Here is a 14,847-nt window from a genome sequence, read left to right as displayed (position 1 = left end):
TAATTAACTGAGGAACTGTTCATGAGTCAAATCGTTGACATTCGTGCACGTGAAATTTTGGACTCTCGTGGTAACCCTACCATTGAAGCTGACGTAATCTTAGCCTCTGGCGTTGTAGGCCGTGCATGTGCACCTTCTGGTGCTTCAACTGGTTCTCGTGAAGCTTTAGAACTTCGTGACGGCGATAAAGCGCGTTACTTAGGCAAAGGCGTTCGTACAGCAGTTAACAATGTTAATACGCTGATTCGTGATGCTTTATTGGGTAAATCAGTATTCGAGCAAAAAGACATTGATAATACAATGATTGCGCTTGACGGCACTGAAAACAAAGAAAAACTGGGCGCTAACGCAACTTTGGCTGTTTCTTTGGCTGCGGCTCGCGCGGCGGCTGATGAGAAAAAAATCCCATTGTTCCAATATATTGCAGATTTACGCAATAACAAAATCTTGACGATGCCTGTGCCAATGATGAACATCATCAATGGCGGTTCACATGCAGACAACAACGTTGATATTCAAGAATTCATGATTGAGCCAGTTGGCTTTACATCATTTGCTGAAGCACTTCGTGCCGGCGCTGAAATTTTCCATTCTTTAAAATCAGTTTTAAACAAAAAAGGTTTAAACACTGCAGTGGGTGATGAAGGCGGTTTCGCGCCGAACCTGCGTTCGAACGAAGAAGCAATTACTGTAATTCTTGAAGCAATTGGTCAAACTGGCTACAAAGCAGGTTCTGACATTATGCTTGCGCTTGACTGTGCATCTTCAGAATTCTACAAAAATGGTCAATACATTCTTGCGGGCGAAGGCAATAAAGCATTCACAAGCAACCAGTTCTCTGACTATTTAGCGGGTCTTGTAAACCAATACCCAATTATCTCAATTGAAGATGGTCTAGACGAATCTGATTGGGAAGGCTGGTCTTACTTGACGTCTATCCTTGGTGACAAAATCCAGTTGGTGGGTGATGACTTGTTCGTTACAAACCCGAAAATCCTTCAACGCGGTATTAATGAGAAAGTAGGTAACTCTATCTTAATTAAATACAACCAAATTGGTACGTTGACTGAAACTCTGGATGCGATCTATCTTGCGAAAGAAAATGGCTACTCTACTGTGATTTCACACCGTTCTGGCGAAACTGAAGATTCTACTATTGCCGATCTTGCAGTCGGTACAGCAGCCGGCCAAATTAAAACCGGTTCACTTTGCCGTTCTGACCGTGTAGCAAAATATAATCAATTGCTTCGCATTGAAGAATTGACTAATGCTGCATATCGCGGTAAAGCTGAGTTTAAAGGTTTAAACTAAGCGTACATGCCATCTATGTTAAATGTATTTGACTCCAAAGCGAGTAAAGCATTGTTGGGCCTTGCGATCTTATTGATCGCAGGGTTTCAATATTTATACTGGTTTGGTGAAGGTGGCCATAAAGACCATCAGAAACTGGCACAGAAAGTTCAGCAGCAGATTGAACTGAATGAAGAATTAAAAGAACGCAACCGCGTCTTAGCCGCGGAAGTCTATGATTTAAAAAATGGTGTAGAAGCCATAGAAGAGCATGCACGTTTAGATTTAGGTTTGGTGAAACCACACGAAACTTTTGTTCAAATGAGCACGGTCAACACGCAATACAGACCAATTTACGTTAATCCTAATCAAGCAGATTTGCGCACGAATGAAGAACCCGCTGAAGCTCCCCCAGAACCTTAAGTTGTGGGCTGTAATACCTGCAGCTGGGTCGGGCAGCCGCTTTTCAAAATCAGAACTTAAACAATATCAAGCCATTCACAATAAAACGGTCTTAGAGCATACGGTACAAAGGCTGAATGACTTGCCTTTGTCCGGTTATGTGCTGGCTATCGGTGAGCAGGATACCTTTGCTGCAACTTTGAACTTTTCAGACTTGCATAAGGCGCATTTCTGCTTGGGCGGCGCAGAGCGGGTTAATTCTGTTTTAAACGCCTTAAATTACCTTTCAGGCTTTGCTTCAGAGGATGATTGGGTGCTGGTGCATGATGCCGCGAGGCCTTGTGTGACAAAGGCCAATTTAGAGAGCCTGGTGTCATCGGCTGTTGAATCTCAGCAAAGCGCTATTTTAGCAATACCCGTCCGGGATACCCTGAAATCGGTGGGGTATGGCGCTGAGATTGCAAACACCGTAGACCGTTCACAGCTTTGGCAAGCGCAAACACCGCAAATGGCGAAACTGGGTGTGCTGAAAAAAGCGATTGAGCAAGCGCTTTTGGCGCAGGTCAATATTACGGATGAAGCCAGTGCGCTGGAATATGCGAATCAAACTGTTCAGGTTGTTCAGGGCCGTTCAGACAATATCAAGATTACATATCCAGATGATTTAGAGCTGGCAAAACTGATTTTGGCTTCACAGCCGCCAGCTGTAAAATAAATCTGGAATAATTTGAGCCGCTGCGATTTATTCTTTGCGGCTTTAACTTATAATTTCCCCACTTTTTTGTTAAGTATGCGCCGCTAATGATTCCTTCACAGCAGTATCGTTTTTTACGCCAGTCCGCACGCGATGGATTGAGTATAAAGCACGATTCGTCACGCTGGGCTAAATTGCATTTAGATCCCTGGCTGCTTGGTTTTCTCCTTCTGAATGCCGTTTTAGGCTTGATGGTGGTTTACAGTGCGACAGCAGGTGATTCAGGGATGGTGATGCGTCAAGCCATCAGTTTTGGCGCAGGCTTTATTATCATGTTTTTGTGCGCGCAAGTGCCGCCAAAAGTTTATCAGGCCATCAGCCCATATTTTTATATTTTTGGCTTATTTATGCTGATTTTGGTGCTGGTGGTTGGTGAAACCCGCATGGGCGCCAAGCGCTGGATTACTTTGCCGGGTATCGGCAGCATGCAGCCCAGTGAGGTGATGAAATTTGCAATGCCGCTGATGATGGCGTGGTTTTTTTCAAATCGGGCTTTTCCGCCTAAATTTATCCATATTATTATTGCCTTGGTAATTATGATGGTGCCTTTTGTGTTGGTCGCGCTGCAGCCCGATTTGAACATTGGCTTAATTATTCCCGGCATATTTGTGCTTTTTCTTAGCGGCATGTCTTGGCGCCTAATTGCCGGCGCTATCGGTGTTTTTGCTATTGCAGCGCCGCTGCTTTGGATGTTTTTTTTGCAGGAATACCAGAAAAAGCGGATTTTAACGCTGTTTGATCCAGAATCTGATGCATTAGGCGCAGGCTGGAATATTATTCAGTCGAAGATTGCAATTGGTTCTGGCGGCATGACGGGCAAGGGGTTTACAGAGGGAACTCAGTCTCATTTGGGATATTTGCCTGAACACCATACGGACTTTATTATGTCGACGTATGCAGAGGAATTTGGCTTTATTGGGGTTTTTCTGCTGTTTAGTTTGTTTGCCGCCATTATCATTCGTTGTTTAATGATAGGAATGAACAGCTTCCATAATTTTGGCCGTTTGTATGCGGGTGCAACTGGCTTAACATTCTTTTTCTTCGTATTTTTAAATTCAGGCATGGTCAGCGGCATTCTGCCGGTTACCGGCGATCCATTGCCGCTGATGAGTTATGGCGGTACCGCAGTGATTTCGATGCTGGCAGGCATGGGGATTGTGATGTCGATACATACGCACCGTTAAATTGGGATAATGAAAAGCTGGATTGATTCCAGCTTTTTTTATATGTTAATTTGATATATTTTTAAAGCAGCAGGAGCTTTATTTGGCTGATATTTTTTGTGATTCTGCAGATATGTTGAGTGAGTTAAATGCGGAATTGAACCACTCGATATTCATGGACGGGATTTTAAGACTAGATTTAGTTTATGAATGCTGTGAATTGTCTATTGAGCATGGCCGAGCCATTTTGCAATTGTTGCAGACTCATCATGATGTCTCTGCACTTGCATTATTTAGGGTTCAGTTTGAGGCAGCTGTTAGAGCTTATTGGCTGTTAATGGTTGCGTCCAATGATGAAATTCAACATTTTGACATTAAAAATGAAGATGAATTATTAGAAAAGGTCAAAATTACAACAGCATCAGGCATGATTAATAAATTATAAAATGTGGCCGAAACAAAACAGATTGTAGAAAGTTTTAAAGCATTTAAATTCTATTCACTGCACCATTTACATTCAATTGTGCATTCAGGCCGAAATTCTCTTATTCAAAGAAAAGCTGGTTTAGCAGCCAATCAAAGGTTGGTGATTGCCAAGCAGGTCAATGGCTTTATTATGATGGCAGCCCAAATTCTGTTAAGACATGCAGCTAAAGAGAAATACATCCATTATATCAATGAAAAATACAGGCACTGTTTTCAAATGCAATTGGATATTACAGTTGAGCAAAAGCCTGAAATTGATCGTAAATATAACAAAGCCCTCAATTGAGGGCTTTGTTATATACTGGACTGGTATTGCAAATTAGGCAATAAACCAGGTGTAGTAGCCCCACAGCATGAGAGGCCATGCAACAATTGGGCTAAACAGCCATTTCCAAAGCCAGAAATGTGGCTGAAAACCGACACCATGAATAAAACCGCCTGAAATGCCAATCATGATCATCATTAAAGCGCTGTGGCTATAGTGGCCATTGGCATCCAGCATTGCACCAGGGTGAATCAATAAGACCGCTGCAAGAGGCAATGCCATCAAAAATGAAACGGCCATTGCAAACTTATTCGGCTTCTTTTTTTCTGCTGTCATTGCGATCTCAGTCATGGCTTATTCCTCATCCAAATCTTGATGATGTTCTATATAAAGTGCACTGAGTACACCTGCAAAACATGCCATCAAAATCCCAAGAATCCAAGCGAAATACCACATAAATATTCTCCTATTTGCTTAGACACAGCCTTAGTACAGGCTGTGTGAGTTGTCTTGAACATGTTTGTTGGTAATAACGCCCCACATTTTGTAATAACACCATGTGGTATAGATTAAAATCAGCGGTACAAAGATAGAAGCCACCACAGTCATTACTGTCAGTGTATTCTTACTCGAAACCGCATCCCACATGGTCAAGCTTACAGTTGGGTTGATGCTTGATGGCATCAAGAATGGGAACAGTGCAAAACCCGCAGTTAAAATGGAACCAGTCACCGCTAAGGTAGAGCCTGTAAAGCTCACACCCGCTTTGTTTTTACCAGCGCCAAAGATAATCAGGATTGCGCCAAGAATTGCAGAAATAGGCGCAAGCATTGTGATTGGGTAAATTGAATAGTTATTCATCCAACCATGGTTGCCTGTAGTTAAAACTTCTTTTGCTAATGGATTTGCAACGGCATTGGTATTAAATGGCTGTACCAAAGTATAGCCTTCGATGCCGCCAAAATATAACCAAGCGCCTGCGCCCAAGAAGCACACTAAGAAGATTGCACCCATCAGCTGAGTCGCTTTTGCAGAGCGCTGACGTAATACACCGTCAGTACGAAGCATCAGCCAAGCGCCGCCATGTGCGCAAAGCATTGATAAACTCACGAGACCGCAAACTAAAGCAAATGGATTAAGCAAGGCAAAGAAGCTGCCGGTATAGGTTGATCGTACAGTTTCATCTAAGGTAAAAGGGACGCCCAGGAACATATTGCCAAAAGCAACACCGAAGACTAGCGCTGGTACAGCGCCGCCAATGCATAAACCCCAATCCCAAGAGTTGCGCCATTGGGTATTTTGAAGTTTAGAGCGGTAGTCAAAGCCTACGGGTCTCAGGAAGAGTGCAAATAAGACCAATAACAGGGCCCAGTACATGCCAGAGAAGGCTGTTGCGTAAACCATTGGCCAAGCTGCAAAGAGTGCGCCGCCAGCAGTCACGAACCAAACTTGGTTGCCTTCCCAATGCGGTGCAATGGTGTTAATTGCAGCGCGGCGTTCGTCATCAGTTTTACCTACAAATGGCATCAATGCCATTGAGCCCATATCGAAACCATCTGTCAGGGCGAAGCCAATCAGTAAAACACCGACTAAAACCCACCAGATAATTTTGAGAAGTTCATATTCGATCATGATTGATTCTCCCCAGCTTGAGCTTGCTGAGCTTCAAGTTTCTCGAAGTGATATTTACCAGTATGTAAAGAACTTGGTCCTAAGCGTGAGAATTTGATCATTAAATACATTTCAATAATCAACAGCACAGTATAGAACGCTGCTAATGCGATGATTGAGCCCCATACATCGCCAGTGCTCAAACTAGATGCAGAAAGGTGTGTAGGCAGCACTTCACCAATGGTCCATGGCTGACGGCCGCCTTCAGCCACATACCAGCCTGTTTGCGCTGCAATCCAAGGTAAAGGCAGGGCAAACAGTGCAAACTTGAGTAACCAAGGTTTATTTTCAGCATTTCGTTTTGCTACAGCAAAAGTTGCCAGGATAAACAGAAGGAGCATTAAGAAACCAGAAGCCACCATTGCACGGAAAGAGAAGAACAATGCGGTTACATTTGGAATTGTATCTTTTGTTGCTGCTTGAATATGCGCTTCAGACGCATCAGTTACATTTTCAGTATATTTTTTAAGAAGTAAGCCATAGCCTAAATCTTTTTGGTTTTCTTTGAATGACGCCATCAGTTCAGGAGAACGGTCGCCGGCGCGAAGTTTTTCGAGTTCGCTGTATGCCACCATACCATTACGGATACGCGCCTCATGTTGAACCATCAAATCTTTAAGACCTGTGACTTCTTTATCTAATGAGCGTGTGGCAATAATACCCATGACATATGGGATTTTTATTGCATAGTCAGTGCGTTGTTCTTCCTGATTTGGAATACCAAATAAAGTAAACGGTGCAGGTGCCGGATGTGTTTCCCATTCAGATTCAATGGCAGCCAGTTTAGTTTTTTGAACATCACCAAGCTCATAACCAGATTCATCACCAAGTAATATCACAGAAAGCGTAGACGCTAAACCAAAGATTGCAGCGATGGCGAAAGAGCGGCGCGCAAATGGTAAATCACGTTTTTTCAATAAGTAATAACTTGAAATGGCTAAAACAAAGATTGCCCCAGTGACATAACCTGCAGACACTGTATGAACAAATTTCACTTGAGCAACTGGGTTAAAAATCAAAGCGCCAAAATCGACCAGCTCCATACGCATGGTTTCAAAATTAAATTCTGAACCGACCGGGTTTTGCATCCAGCCATTGGCCACTAGAATCCATAATGCGGATAGATTTGAACCCAGTGCAACCAGCCATGTCACGCATAAATGCTGAACTTTTGAAAGGCGATCCCAGCCAAAGAAGAATAAACCAATAAAAGTTGATTCTAGAAAGAATGCCATCAATCCTTCAATGGCAAGCGGCGCACCAAAAATATCACCCACATAGTGAGAGTAGTACGCCCAGTTTGTACCGAACTGGAATTCCATGGTTAGACCAGTGGTTACACCTAAGGCAAAGTTAATACCGAAAAGTTTGCCCCAGAATTTGGTCATGTCTTTATAAATTTCTTTGCCGGAAATCACATATGTGGTTTCCATGATGGCAAGAATAAAAGCCAAACCTAGAGTAAGCGGTACAAATATAAAGTGATACATCGCGGTCATTGCAAATTGGAACCGTGATAAATCGACCACGCTTTCAGAAATCATCAACGTGTCTCCTTGATTTGGGAAGGACTGCCAGCGATATGCTCAGCAACTTGGTTATCAAAATCTTTGGGAATTGTCGGCGCATCAAACCAGATATGTTTGATGGTGAGTAAAATGGCCACTTTAATGATTAAAATAGCGGTGATTTCAATGACTGAACGCCGGTTAATATCTTTGGGGACTAAGCTCATAGTGATAAGCCTATGTTTTAAACTCATGACCTATTATTGACAAAAGTTAACTAAAAATAAATAGGTTAAACAGTTAAAATAAAAATATATTATTAAGGTGATTTAAAACAATAGTTTAATGTGTATTCCGGGTGAAAATAAAACTGAATATCACGGTTTTTAATGTTGATTAAAACGCTTGTATATAATAAATAATTCCGACCATTTTACTTATATTTAATGGCTGGTATGGATATAATTATATTTAATCCGACTATTTTAATTGGGTATTAATGCTTTCTTGATAATGTATTGATACTTTATAAAATCACAAAATAGTTTAAAAAACAACCGGAGTATTGCAAATAAAAAAAGGAACATGCGCGCATATTCCTTTGTGTTGGGGGAGTTTATTTCTAGGCTTAGAAGTCGTAACGCAAGCCTAGAGAAAGGGCTGTTGAGTTTTCATCTGCAACACCGCTGATGCTGTTGCCAAAGCTGCGGCCTTCTTTCCAAGGGTTAAGCTTAGAGTTTTTATCATTCAACACTGTTGCCAGGTTGCCATATACGCGCAAAGTGCTGTCTAGCTTGTGTTCCACACCTACACCGATTAAGCTGGCATTGGCATCATCCGCATCGACATCACGGTAGAAATATTCACCGCGTACCGATGTTTTTGGCGTGATTTTGTATTCACCCGCTAAGCCAAATACTTGCGCGTCTGGATTGGCTGTATCGTTATCGTGTTTTGCGATTTGATACATGGCGCCCAGATTGAATGTATCGGTAAATTTATATGCGCCGGCAATGCGGAAGGCATCACGGCTTGCGCCGCCTGCCGCATTGGCTGCATTTTCATCATATTTTTCATATGCAGCTGCAGCATCGATAGGTCCAGCGTTATAAGTCAGCGCTAAGTCGTAGGCTTTATTGTCGTCAACGCCTTCGCCATTTGCATCCTGAGCAATTTGAGTGCCCGAATGCATCGACATTGCGGCTAATACGTTAAAACCGCCGCCAAATTTTGGTGATTTATATTCAATGGTGTTTTCATTGCGTTCATCAAACTTCAAGTTGCCGACGCGTGTGACATTGCGCACATCACCGACCATGTCGCCAAAGAAATTGACTGGGCCGCGGGCCGCTTTAAACGGGCTGTCAAAACGGCCTACACGCGCCTGGCCATATGTGCCGCTCTTTAAGCCAACAAAGGTATCACGGGTTGAAAAGTTAACGCCATTGCTGTCTTTAGAGCCGCTGGCAAAGTTAATTTCTTGTTCAATTTGTGCGAAAACATTTAAGTCATCATTAATTTTTTGATCAACTTTAAAGCCGAGCCGTGATGAGTTTGATGATAAACCAACTTCATTGTAGTCTTTGCCATCGTCTAAATAGTCTAAAGAAACATGTGCACGGCCATAAATTTTGACATCAGCAGCAGATGCCATTATCGGTGTAAGGATAGTTGCCCCGATTGCTAATGCACAGAGTGTTTTTTTCATTTGCAGCTCCATAAAGACTTGCGTTTTATCAATTCGATTTATCAGTAGCTTTGCTAAAAATAATTTCGCTATCTAATGGCGCTAAGTATTCATTACAAATAAGTCATTTATATTAAGGAAATATTTCAAAAATATTAAAATTAATCAGTGGGTTATTGAGTATGTTTCATAATGTTTAAAAGAAAAGCTTTTATTAAACGAGCGTTTAGGAAGCGTGCAGAGTGTTTTTTTGCGGCGGCCATGATTATATAAAATGTCAGATTAAGTTTGATCTGTAATTTTCAGTGCAAAAAAATGGAGCCGAAGCTCCATTTGAATTGCATGCAAAATCAGTTCAATTTCATGCCGCAGCCAAGGCCGCTTTAATGAGTTCTGCCTGCGCTTTAATTTTTTCTTGGTCGCCCATAGTCGCTGCATGTTTGCCAAGTTCATGGACATTGGTTGGAATCAAGTGAAAATGCACATGGGGCACAGTTTGGCCTGCGACAGTGCCAGACAGCTGCATGAGTACAATGCCTTTAACGCCAAGCGCAATTTCCATGGCTTGCGCAACTTTTTGTACAATTTGAATGGTGTAGGCCGCAGCTTCTGGCGCCAAATCGAGCAATGTAACAGCCGGATTTTTGGGAATTACCAGCGTATGGCCTTCTGCCTGCGGCATTATGTCCATAAATGCAAGCACTTGGTCATCTTCGTAGACTTTAATTGCCGGAAGTTCACCGCGTAAAATTCTTGCAAAAATGTTTTGGTCATCATAAGCCATGGCTAAATTCCTTAAGCGTGAGTGAATTGAATTGTATTCAGTTATTTGCAGTTCAATTCTTTCTGACGTTCCTTGATGGCGTCAAGCCGCTGCTGTTCTTTTTCTGAGAATTTAGGCTTGGTTGTATAGCAATTGTCATTGCCAAATTTTGCCTTGGCCTCAGGGTCTTTAAAACAGAAGCCCTTAGACGCGTAAATTACATCATGGTCATTCTTCAGCTTTTGGCATTCCTGTTCAGAAGCAAATGCGGTTGAAGATGCCCCAATAAAAGTTACTGCACTGATCAGAGCGGCAACAGTAAATTTGTTCATGCGAGTTTCCTCTGTACCTGTAACAATATGTATGACCATATCATCACAATATTAGGTTTCATTATGATTATTCAATGGCGGCTTATTACTCGATTGTAATTTTACTCCATGATTCGTACATTTTTACAGCAGTGGAAAAATCACTGTTTGGCGCAGCGGTATCGCTGGCAGCCTGAATTAAGCTTTGCGTCAATCCAATGATCGGCGCAGACAGTTTGGCCTGACGGACCAAGTCTACAGCAATCCCTGTATCTTTGGCTAATAGCGGCAGGGCAAAGGTGAGCGGAAATGTGCGGTTGATCACGCGTTGCGGCAAAATAGTTTCAGTGGCATTGCTTTTGCCGCTGGATGCATTGATGCAGTCTAATGCTTCTGTGAGATTTACACCGTGGGCTTTCAATGTCAAAGCGCCTTCGGCGGCGGCACAAAGATTTACAGCCATTAACATGTTGTTTACAGCTTTTACTGCAAAGCCTGCGCCGGATGCACCCACATGCTTAATTAATTTGCCCACAGCCTGCATGGCAGGCAGGGCCTTTTCAAAGGCTTCGGCATTGCCGCCCGCCATGACGGTTAATGTGGCATTTTCAGCGCCAATAGTTTGCCCGCTGACAGGTGCATCCAGATAATCAATATTTTGCGCTTTGAGCGCGGCTGCCAGCTTCTGAGCTGATTCAGGCACACCGCTGGTGCAGTCTACCCAAATTGAGCCAGATTTGATGCTTAAGGTGCTGATCAGCGCCTCTACGTCGGCGCTGGTCGGCAGGCAGGAAAAAATAACATCGGCCTGTACTGCCTGATTTAACTCTACAGCGTGTGTGCCGTACTCAGCTGCATGCTGTTTCGCCTTGTCGAAATTTCGGTTCCAGACATAAACGCTGTCAAAGTGTTTAGGCAAATGCGCGGCCATACGGTAGCCCATTGCGCCCAAGCCGATGAATGCAACTGATTGAATCATGATTAAACCCTAATCGTGTGTTTCTAATAATGTCGATCTTTGTACTAGCCAAGCCGTCAGTTTTGGCCAAAATTCAGCGGCGCTTTTCTGACTGGACATTAAGCCCAAATGCCCGCCTGGGATGAGAGTAAACGTGACATCTTGACTGCTTGTCAATTCACCTAAGGGCTGAATCGCTTCGGCTGTTACAATCTGATCGCTGGAGCCTGCGCCAATCAACAAAGAGCAGTTGATATTTTTTAATTTGATAACTTTATCTTTTAATTGAATAATACCTTGCTTTAACGGGTTTTGCAGCCAAAGATTCAGCACCATGTCCTGATTGATGCCGCCCGGGTAGTCAATCATATTATTCAGAAAGTCGCCCATGGTGGCATGTTCATAGACCGTGCGGGTGTCGGACAAGTTGGATAAAAGCTGCCTTTGACTGTCAATCCAGCCTTTAGGATCTAAAATTTTAAAACCCAGCGCATTCAGCAGGCCGGGGGTATGGATCATGCGTTTAGGGATTTGCCCAGAGTAAATGGTATCCCGCACAGATTTGCTCCGCGATACGAGCTTATTGGCGTTCTGAAAAAGTTTTCCGACACGCCCAGACGCATAACTGTCAATTGGGCTGCCCACCACAATCAGGTTTTTGACATGTTCAGGCTGATGCAGTGCGGTATAGAGCGTGACAAAAACGCCTGCGATGCTCCAGCCGTGCAGGGAAATATATTTGCTGTTGGCATGCCGGCTGATCGTGTCTATGCAATGCGGAATGGCATCATTAATAAAAGACAGGAAATTCAGAAAGCGGTCCTGATAATTCAGCTTAGTCCATTCCAGCAAATACACATCAAAACCGCTGTGCTGAAAATGCTTAACCAAAGAGCGGTATGGATACAGGTCATAAATCGCCATATTGATAGCCAGCGGCGCAACAAAGACCAGCGGTTCTGCGTATTTTTTATTCGGCGATGCATAATGGCGGATGCGGCAATATTTATATTCTTCAATTACTTCGTAAGGGTTGCTTTGTGACAGCACCAGCGATTTTGCATTGAAAACACGTGTAGACAGGTGTTTCAGCTTTTTTTGCTGGCTTAAAAGTCTTTTTTTTAATGGATGCATGATTGTAATTGACCTATGTCTTTGCAGGTTTGATCGAAGTCTAAGCGATATTTGCTTATTATGCCTTGACCTGAAATAGCTTAGACGCTCAAAATATTGGCAATTATTAACAAAAGGCAGTCATAAGACTGAGTAATGCTGATGAGCCAACAAGACGACATTGAATACCAGCTTGATACTTTAGCGATTCGTACCGGCCATACACGCACTTTTGAAGGCGAGCACAGTGAACCAATTTTCTTAACGTCATCGTTTGTCTGTGAAAGCGCTGCGGATGCGGCTGCTAAGTTTTCAGGACAAATTGAAGGAAATACTTATTCACGCTATACCAATCCAACGGTGCAAGCATTTGAAAAACGCCTTGCGGTATTGGATGGCGCTGAAGCTGCTGTAGCGACCAGTTCGGGCATGGCGGGCGTGCATGCGATTACTTTAGCTTACTTGAAAGCCGGTGACCATGTGGTGTGTTCACGCGCAGTATTCGGTTCAATCATTTCTCTCTTTGAAAAATATGTCATTAAATTTGGCGTAGAGGTCACTTTTGTTGATTTAGAAGATTTAGATGGCTGGAAAAAAGCGGTTCGTCCAAATACACGCCTTTTGTTTATTGAAACACCGTCTAATCCTTTGGCTCAAGTGGGCGACATCCAAGCTATTGCGGATATTGCGCATGCACAGGGCGCATTATTTGCGGTTGATAATACTTTTTGCACCCCCGTTTTGCAGCAGCCGCTTAAATTTGGCGCGGATTTAATCGTGTATTCATCTACAAAATATATCGATGGTCAAGGCCGTGCATTGGGCGGCGCAGTGGTGGGCAGCGCAAAACTGATGGAAGAAATTACCGGTGTAATTCGTACACTCGGCAATTCACTGAGCCCATTCAATGCCTGGATTTTCTTGAAAGGCCTGGAAACGCTGAGCCTGCGTATGAAAGCGCACTGCGCCAGCGCGCAGAAATTGGCAGAATGGCTGGATGCGCATCCGAAAGTGGAAAAAGTTTACTATGCGGGCCTGCCGAATCACGCTGGACATGACTTGGCGAAAAAACAGCAGTCTGGTTTTGGCGGCGTAGTCTCTTTTGTGGTAAAAGGTGAGCGTGATGGGGCGTGGACAGTGATCGACAATACCCGCTTCCTTTCAATCACCAGTAATTTAGGCGATGTAAAATCAACAATTACCCATCCGGCAACCACATCGCACGGCAGAATGTCAGCTGAAGCGAAACAAGCTGCTGGAATTTCTGAAGGTTTAATCCGCGTATCTGTTGGTTTAGAAGATATTGATGATATTATTCGCGATATTTCCCGCGGTTTAGATTTGATTTAATTCAAATTCATTCAGCTTTAAATGATCCAGCCTGAGTTCATTGCAGTGAGCAGAACTTAGGCACTAAAAGATTTTGTGTTCGGAGTATTTTATGAACATTAACATGTTGATGCAGCAAGCGCAGCGCATGCAGAAAGAAGTCGAAAGCAATGCCAAAAAGGCAAAAGAAGAACTTGCTCAAACAGAAGTGCATGCGGAAGCAGGCGGCGGTTTGGTTAAAGTGACCATGACTTGCCGCAATGTGGTTAAACGCATTGAAATCAGCCCTGAATTGCTTCAAGACGATGCAGACATGATTGAAGATTTGATTGCTGCTGCAATGAATGATGCTGCGCGTCAAGCTGAAGCCATTTCAGAAGAGCGCATGAAGTCAGCAAATTCTGGCATGGGCTTGCCGCCTGGCCTTGCCGGCTTATTCTAAGGAACAGCAGTGCATGTTTAGTGATCGTTTTGATCAGCTGGTTCAAGCATTGCGCATTTTGCCAAGCGTTGGGCCGAAATCGGCTCAGCGCATGGCGCTGCACTTAATCATGAAGAATAAAGAGGGGGCCGTTGGTTTAGCGCATGCGCTGAATGAAGCCACCAGCTATATTCATGAATGCTCAATTTGTCATTCATTGACTGAAGAAGAGGTCTGCAATATTTGCCTGTCACATGAGCGTGATGAGCAAATCCTTTGCTTGGTTGAGTCTCCAGCCGATGTGATGGCCATAGAGCAAAGCGGCAGTTTCCGCGGCAAATATCATGTTCTTGGCGGGCATCTGTCTCCGCTGGATGGCATTGGCCCCGATGAAATCGGCATTCCGTATCTGCTGCAGCGCTTAGCTGACGGCAAGGTCAAAGAAGTCATTCTTGCCACCAATGCAACCGTAGAAGGGCAAGCGACAGCGCATTATATTGTAGAAGCAGCCAAGCATTTGCCCGTGCAGATGACTCGGATTGCGCAAGGTGTTCCGCAAGGCGGAGAGCTGGAGTATGTTGACAGCCATACTTTAAGCCAAGCAGTGCATAACCGCATGCGCATGAAGTAAGATTGAATCTCAAAATATCATTTATTAATAGCTTTTTTATATGACTAAATGGTATTTTGATTTTGAAAAACAACTATAATCGAAAAGATATAGTG

Annotated in this window: 19 protein-coding genes; 9 read left to right on the top strand and 10 right to left on the bottom strand. The window is 43.4% G+C overall.

The features are described 5' to 3' along the window. Window positions 1–21 precede the first annotated feature (21 nt). The 6 genes from eno to JZ784_RS13790 all read left to right on the top strand — a co-directional run bounded on the left by eno (window position 22) and on the right by JZ784_RS13790 (window position 4,381). On the top strand, window positions 22–1,311 hold the full coding sequence (gene eno, locus JZ784_RS13815) for a phosphopyruvate hydratase (protein WP_005009302.1): 1,290 nt from the start codon (window positions 22–24) through the stop codon (window positions 1,309–1,311). A 15-nt stretch (window positions 1,312–1,326) separates the two neighbouring features. Further along, entirely contained in the window at window positions 1,327–1,713 is a 387-nt protein-coding gene (locus tag JZ784_RS13810; protein ID WP_005009304.1) for a septum formation initiator family protein, read from the top strand. After that, on the top strand, window positions 1,679–2,407 hold the full coding sequence (gene ispD / locus JZ784_RS13805) for a 2-C-methyl-D-erythritol 4-phosphate cytidylyltransferase (RefSeq protein WP_346315242.1): 729 nt from the start codon (window positions 1,679–1,681) through the stop codon (window positions 2,405–2,407). Before JZ784_RS13810 ends, ispD begins: the two co-directional genes overlap by 35 nt. A gap of 86 nt (window positions 2,408–2,493) precedes the next feature. Beyond that, window positions 2,494–3,630, top strand: a complete 1,137-nt coding sequence (rodA, locus tag JZ784_RS13800) for a rod shape-determining protein RodA (protein WP_346315241.1) — start codon at window positions 2,494–2,496, stop codon at window positions 3,628–3,630. Between the two features lie 82 nt (window positions 3,631–3,712). Further along, window positions 3,713–4,054, top strand: coding sequence for a hypothetical protein (locus JZ784_RS13795; RefSeq protein ID WP_346315240.1), 342 nt, complete (start codon window positions 3,713–3,715; stop codon window positions 4,052–4,054). 3 nt (window positions 4,055–4,057) lie between these two features. Then, complete coding sequence (locus tag JZ784_RS13790; protein ID WP_346315239.1) at window positions 4,058–4,381, top strand: hypothetical protein; 324 nt, start codon at window positions 4,058–4,060, stop codon at window positions 4,379–4,381. 33 nt (window positions 4,382–4,414) lie between these two features. Here JZ784_RS13790 and JZ784_RS13785 read toward each other — a convergent pair whose 3' ends face one another. The 10 genes from JZ784_RS13785 to JZ784_RS13740 all read right to left on the bottom strand — a co-directional run bounded on the left by JZ784_RS13785 (window position 4,415) and on the right by JZ784_RS13740 (window position 12,392). Next, complete coding sequence (locus JZ784_RS13785) at window positions 4,415–4,711, bottom strand: cyd operon YbgE family protein (RefSeq protein ID WP_005009311.1); 297 nt, start codon at window positions 4,709–4,711, stop codon at window positions 4,415–4,417. A gap of 3 nt (window positions 4,712–4,714) precedes the next feature. Beyond that, the gene (gene cydX, locus JZ784_RS13780; RefSeq protein ID WP_002120988.1) at window positions 4,715–4,816 is read right to left on the bottom strand and encodes a cytochrome bd-I oxidase subunit CydX; all 102 of its coding nucleotides are present in this window, start codon (window positions 4,814–4,816) and stop codon (window positions 4,715–4,717) included. Window positions 4,817–4,846: 30 nt separating this feature from the next. Next, window positions 4,847–5,992, bottom strand: a complete 1,146-nt coding sequence (gene cydB / locus JZ784_RS13775; protein ID WP_005009315.1) for a cytochrome d ubiquinol oxidase subunit II — start codon at window positions 5,990–5,992, stop codon at window positions 4,847–4,849. Continuing rightward, the gene (locus JZ784_RS13770; RefSeq protein ID WP_346315238.1) at window positions 5,989–7,575 is read right to left on the bottom strand and encodes a cytochrome ubiquinol oxidase subunit I; all 1,587 of its coding nucleotides are present in this window, start codon (window positions 7,573–7,575) and stop codon (window positions 5,989–5,991) included. Before JZ784_RS13770 ends, cydB begins: the two co-directional genes overlap by 4 nt. Beyond that, window positions 7,575–7,766 (bottom strand): cytochrome oxidase putative small subunit CydP, encoded by a 192-nt coding sequence (gene cydP, locus JZ784_RS13765; RefSeq protein WP_005009325.1) that lies wholly within the window; start codon window positions 7,764–7,766, stop codon window positions 7,575–7,577. Before cydP ends, JZ784_RS13770 begins: the two co-directional genes overlap by 1 nt. A gap of 401 nt (window positions 7,767–8,167) precedes the next feature. Then, the gene (locus JZ784_RS13760) at window positions 8,168–9,247 is read right to left on the bottom strand and encodes a porin (protein ID WP_005009326.1); all 1,080 of its coding nucleotides are present in this window, start codon (window positions 9,245–9,247) and stop codon (window positions 8,168–8,170) included. Between the two features lie 340 nt (window positions 9,248–9,587). After that, entirely contained in the window at window positions 9,588–10,010 is a 423-nt protein-coding gene (locus JZ784_RS13755) for an HIT family protein (protein WP_346315237.1), read from the bottom strand. Between the two features lie 41 nt (window positions 10,011–10,051). Next, a complete protein-coding gene (locus JZ784_RS13750) occupies window positions 10,052–10,321 on the bottom strand; it encodes a YARHG domain-containing protein (RefSeq protein WP_005009332.1) in 270 nt (89 codons plus the stop codon). Window positions 10,322–10,406: 85 nt separating this feature from the next. Continuing rightward, window positions 10,407–11,279 carry an NAD(P)-dependent oxidoreductase gene (locus JZ784_RS13745; RefSeq protein ID WP_346315236.1) on the bottom strand — a complete coding sequence of 291 codons (873 nt, stop codon included), beginning with the start codon at window positions 11,277–11,279 and terminating at the stop codon, window positions 10,407–10,409. Between the two features lie 9 nt (window positions 11,280–11,288). Continuing rightward, window positions 11,289–12,392: an alpha/beta fold hydrolase gene (locus tag JZ784_RS13740; protein WP_346315235.1), complete on the bottom strand. Its 1,104-nt coding sequence runs from the start codon at window positions 12,390–12,392 to the stop codon at window positions 11,289–11,291. 141 nt (window positions 12,393–12,533) lie between these two features. Here JZ784_RS13740 and JZ784_RS13735 point away from each other — a divergent pair, with 141 nt between their 5' ends. The 3 genes from JZ784_RS13735 (at window position 12,534) to recR (ending at window position 14,752) form a co-directional block, all read left to right on the top strand. Then, window positions 12,534–13,721, top strand: coding sequence for an O-succinylhomoserine sulfhydrylase (locus JZ784_RS13735; protein WP_346315234.1), 1,188 nt, complete (start codon window positions 12,534–12,536; stop codon window positions 13,719–13,721). A 91-nt stretch (window positions 13,722–13,812) separates the two neighbouring features. After that, window positions 13,813–14,142: a YbaB/EbfC family nucleoid-associated protein gene (locus tag JZ784_RS13730; RefSeq protein ID WP_005009340.1), complete on the top strand. Its 330-nt coding sequence runs from the start codon at window positions 13,813–13,815 to the stop codon at window positions 14,140–14,142. Between the two features lie 13 nt (window positions 14,143–14,155). Next, window positions 14,156–14,752: a recombination mediator RecR gene (gene recR / locus JZ784_RS13725; protein WP_346315233.1), complete on the top strand. Its 597-nt coding sequence runs from the start codon at window positions 14,156–14,158 to the stop codon at window positions 14,750–14,752. Window positions 14,753–14,847: the final 95 nt, after the last annotated feature.

Source organism: Acinetobacter sp. CWB-B33 (assembly GCF_039655955.1).
GTDB classification, from domain to species: domain Bacteria; phylum Pseudomonadota; class Gammaproteobacteria; order Pseudomonadales; family Moraxellaceae; genus Acinetobacter; species Acinetobacter bouvetii.
Note: the sequence above shows the minus strand (reverse complement) of the source record. Positions and strands in the feature narration are given on the sequence as shown.

Excerpts from the sequence above, each read along its gene's own strand:
- eno (WP_005009302.1), top strand. The coding sequence starts at position 22 with ATGAGTCAAATCGTTGACATTCGTGCACGTGAAATTTTGGACTCTCGT.
- JZ784_RS13810 (WP_005009304.1), top strand. The coding sequence starts at position 1,327 with ATGTTAAATGTATTTGACTCCAAAGCGAGTAAAGCATTGTTGGGCCTT.
- ispD (WP_346315242.1), top strand. The coding sequence starts at position 1,679 with ATGAAGAACCCGCTGAAGCTCCCCCAGAACCTTAAGTTGTGGGCTGTA.
- rodA (WP_346315241.1), top strand. The coding sequence starts at position 2,494 with ATGATTCCTTCACAGCAGTATCGTTTTTTACGCCAGTCCGCACGCGAT.
- JZ784_RS13785 (WP_005009311.1), bottom strand. The coding sequence starts at position 4,711 with ATGACTGAGATCGCAATGACAGCAGAAAAAAAGAAGCCGAATAAGTTT.
- cydX (WP_002120988.1), bottom strand. The coding sequence starts at position 4,816 with ATGTGGTATTTCGCTTGGATTCTTGGGATTTTGATGGCATGTTTTGCA.
- cydB (WP_005009315.1), bottom strand. The coding sequence starts at position 5,992 with ATGATCGAATATGAACTTCTCAAAATTATCTGGTGGGTTTTAGTCGGT.
- JZ784_RS13770 (WP_346315238.1), bottom strand. The coding sequence starts at position 7,575 with ATGATTTCTGAAAGCGTGGTCGATTTATCACGGTTCCAATTTGCAATG.
- cydP (WP_005009325.1), bottom strand. The coding sequence starts at position 7,766 with ATGAGCTTAGTCCCCAAAGATATTAACCGGCGTTCAGTCATTGAAATC.
- JZ784_RS13760 (WP_005009326.1), bottom strand. The coding sequence starts at position 9,247 with ATGAAAAAAACACTCTGTGCATTAGCAATCGGGGCAACTATCCTTACA.
- JZ784_RS13755 (WP_346315237.1), bottom strand. The coding sequence starts at position 10,010 with ATGGCTTATGATGACCAAAACATTTTTGCAAGAATTTTACGCGGTGAA.
- JZ784_RS13750 (WP_005009332.1), bottom strand. The coding sequence starts at position 10,321 with ATGAACAAATTTACTGTTGCCGCTCTGATCAGTGCAGTAACTTTTATT.
- JZ784_RS13745 (WP_346315236.1), bottom strand. The coding sequence starts at position 11,279 with ATGATTCAATCAGTTGCATTCATCGGCTTGGGCGCAATGGGCTACCGT.
- JZ784_RS13740 (WP_346315235.1), bottom strand. The coding sequence starts at position 12,392 with ATGCATCCATTAAAAAAAAGACTTTTAAGCCAGCAAAAAAAGCTGAAA.
- JZ784_RS13735 (WP_346315234.1), top strand. The coding sequence starts at position 12,534 with ATGAGCCAACAAGACGACATTGAATACCAGCTTGATACTTTAGCGATT.
- JZ784_RS13730 (WP_005009340.1), top strand. The coding sequence starts at position 13,813 with ATGAACATTAACATGTTGATGCAGCAAGCGCAGCGCATGCAGAAAGAA.
- recR (WP_346315233.1), top strand. The coding sequence starts at position 14,156 with ATGTTTAGTGATCGTTTTGATCAGCTGGTTCAAGCATTGCGCATTTTG.